General features: G+C 33.8%; 2 protein-coding genes and 1 pseudogene. All 3 read left to right on the top strand.

Translation table 11 applies throughout. From position 1 onward, the window contains the following. Positions 1–139 (top strand): annotated as a pseudogene (locus ACFIMG_RS05680) (trwi protein); the annotation flags it as partial. Positions 140–381: 242 nt separating this feature from the next. Further along, positions 382–534 carry a TrwH protein gene (locus tag ACFIMG_RS05675; RefSeq protein ID WP_375693582.1) on the top strand — a complete coding sequence of 51 codons (153 nt, stop codon included), beginning with the start codon at positions 382–384 and terminating at the stop codon, positions 532–534. 69 nt (positions 535–603) lie between these two features. Further along, the coding region (locus ACFIMG_RS05670; RefSeq protein ID WP_375693581.1) for a hypothetical protein at positions 604–1,367 on the top strand (764 nt) is incomplete at its 3' end.

Here is a 1,367-nt window from a genome sequence, read left to right as displayed (position 1 = left end):
CCAGAATGTAAGTTTCATGTTTGGGGGAGCTCTCATCTTGTCCATTATATCCATCATGCTGTTACTCAAACTATCAAGCATAGCCAATTCTCTCGCAAAAGGCATTACATTTGGACATCTATGGAGACATAGAAACTAGATGAGATAAAAAGCAATGGTTCCCGTAACAAACGCCCCTAATATCCATATGACAAAATAACGAGGATATCCAATCCTAAAGTAAAAAATATTCGCACTGAAATTGAGCTATTTTCATAAATTAAAAAATGAAATTAAGAAAAGATAAATTATCGTAAACTATACACTTTACTTTAGTGTCAAAATTATAATAATGACAACAAATATCAGAAAGTATATAACAGTAAAAAGAGTAATATTAAAATGAAGTTGATCATTCTTATAATTTTGATTGCAAACCTTTTATCGGCTTGTGCATTAGCACCAAAGCTAAAACAGCCTAATGATAGAAATCGTGTGCCTATTAATAAAACAATCCCTGCCGAAATCAAGCGAGGAGACAACGGAATCTCATAAACCGATTTATGAAGTTAATAATGTAATGGTCAGTCTTTCTAAATATGTGAAAATTAAAAGGTGTGAAATATGCAAAAGCTGATTATTATCATAGCGATTAGTGCTTTTCTTGGAACAACAAACTTAGCAAGAAGTAACACTCTTACTAAGCAAGGAGGAGGTCATAGCCGTTTTGCAGTTCCTACTATAGGGTCAGGAAATCTCGATTCAAGCAACAATTATAAACCAAAACCACCAAAAGGCTATGAGCCACCACGTAAACTTCCACCCGATATTAAAATTGACCTTTCTAATTTTGGAACGATGAGAAATCGCGTACCGTCCAAACCTAGTGGCTCTAAGCCATCTAACACACCTCCAATATCTCCCACAGCTCAGGTACCTAAATCAACTTTCGTATCTGCTCCATCAGCAAAATATCTGGAGCTTACTAATCTATTAAAAAAAGGGGAAATTATTGAGCTCTTAAAAAAACAACTTGCGTTAAAAAAAGAACAACTTTCGCAAACAGAAAAAACCTATCAGGCTATAACAAATAGTCAAAAAACTGGACCTAAAACTATAGATTTTTCTAGTTTTTTTCTCAAAGAACCAGAATCGCTCTATAAGAGTGATAAGCTTTCAAGGAAATCATATCAAGAGGTATTAGAGGACGAAAACAAAGTTTCTGGGCCTTTTGATCAAATGGGCAAAGCTATTTCTGGGCGTTTACAATTTGCATCGATACTAGATAAAGCTGTAAGTTTAGAAACTTTTGAAAACGTAGAAAATCGTTTTCAATACCTCAAAAGTCTATTTAATGAACTTCAAACAAAAGAAAACCTGAAAGATAT

Origin of the sequence: Bartonella sp. AP11XZML, assembly GCF_042196445.1 — a bacterium.
GTDB lineage: Bacteria > Pseudomonadota > Alphaproteobacteria > Rhizobiales > Rhizobiaceae > Bartonella.
The sequence above is the reverse complement of the archived record's forward strand: the minus strand, read 5'-3'. Positions and strand labels throughout refer to the sequence as shown.

What these genes read in the sequence shown, in the direction of transcription:
- ACFIMG_RS05675 (WP_375693582.1), top strand. Translation starts at nt 382, where the DNA reads ATGAAGTTGATCATTCTTATAATTTTGATTGCAAACCTTTTATCGGCT.